The sequence below is a fragment of the Bacteroides sp. D20 genome (assembly GCF_003436255.1).
Lineage (GTDB): Bacteria > Bacteroidota > Bacteroidia > Bacteroidales > Bacteroidaceae > Bacteroides > Bacteroides uniformis.
The window spans coordinates 266,561-267,884 of record NZ_QSOO01000006.1; the positions used below are offsets into that span (position 1 = coordinate 266,561).

General features: G+C 37.1%; 1 protein-coding gene. It reads right to left on the minus strand.

What is annotated here, in order from left to right; all coding sequences use genetic code 11:
* Nucleotides 1-242: 242 nt before the first annotated feature.
* Nucleotides 243-1,091, minus strand: coding sequence for a hypothetical protein (locus DXD78_RS08750; protein ID WP_005824933.1), 849 nt, complete (start codon nt 1,089-1,091; stop codon nt 243-245).
* Nucleotides 1,092-1,324: the final 233 nt, after the last annotated feature.

Below are 1,324 nucleotides of genomic sequence, written 5' to 3' on the forward strand. Positions count from 1 at the left end.
CCAAGTCCAGACGGAACTTAGTTATATATTATACAAGGTTAAAATCTTGTTAATTACTTAACTCTATTGGTTGTTTTAAGAGATAAAAAACTCGTTATTAACAAAGGTGAGAAATGATTCATTCATTTCGTCCTAACAAAGATACATTATTATTTAATATCAAGAACATTCCTTTGCATTTATTTAACTTTATATTTATACATTTGCAAAAAGGAGGTTATACACCTTATTATATAAAGAATTTAAGGTTCTTCTATATTTAAAGAATGGAATTCAATCAAGCCATTCATTGGTGTTTCTTCAATGATTTCCAGTTCGATGCCAAATTCACGGGCAACTTCCCGCAAAATGGTCGCGTAGCTGTAAGCCAATGAACCCACAAAACGAATAGGATAATTTTTGTAGTCATATTGGCAGACATTACGAGTAAAGAAATTTCTCAGATTACCGGTAATCAGCTCAAATACATAGTCATCATTGGTATAATCTGCCAAAAAATAAGATATAGTAGACAAAAAGCGATTGGGGAACGGGCGGTTATACACAGATTCCATAACCTCATTCGGGCTTATACGGAACTTCTCAAAGAAATCCGCCGTTACATCTTTAGGAGCCAAACCTTTCAGTACATCAGACAAAAACATTTTGCCCAATACAGCACCACTACCCTCATCCCCCAGGATGTAACCTCCTGCCCGGACATTCTTTACAACGATTTTCCCATCATAAAAACATGAGTTTGAGCCGGTTCCCAAAATACAAGCAATGCCGGCCTCGCATTTGAACAAGCCACGTGCAGCTGCCAGCAAATCACTCTCTACCTGAATTGGAGTTTTGAATTGTGCTACCAATGAAGCTCCCAATACATTTTTCTTTTCATAAGAAGTACATCCGGCACCATAATAATAGACTTGTTCCAATTTCCTTTTGAAAAAATGCTCGGGTAATCCTAACCGCACACTTCGGCTAATCTCTCTTCTCGTTTGAAAGAAAGGATTTAAGCCCTCTGTGAAGGCTCGCTGTATCAGACGATTATCTTCAACCAGCGCCCATTCTGTTCTCGTAGAACCACTTTCTGCAATTAGTTTCATAGGTAGTTAGTTTTAGAATTGAATACAAATATATAGCTTTTTTTAATCTTTCCAAGGCTATTTCAAGAAAAAATCATTTTGCTGGCCATACATCTCCCTTTTGCTCATGTCTTCAATCATCCAACAAAGTATTCCCACTTTTCCAACGCAACCGTGTTTTAGTCAAAACAAGACGATAACAGACTAACAATAAGATACTATCTGGCTGAATTCCAAGTTCCGTCTGGACTTGG

What these genes read in the sequence shown, in the direction of transcription:
- DXD78_RS08750 (WP_005824933.1), bottom strand. Translation starts at nt 1,091, where the DNA reads ATGAAACTAATTGCAGAAAGTGGTTCTACGAGAACAGAATGGGCGCTG.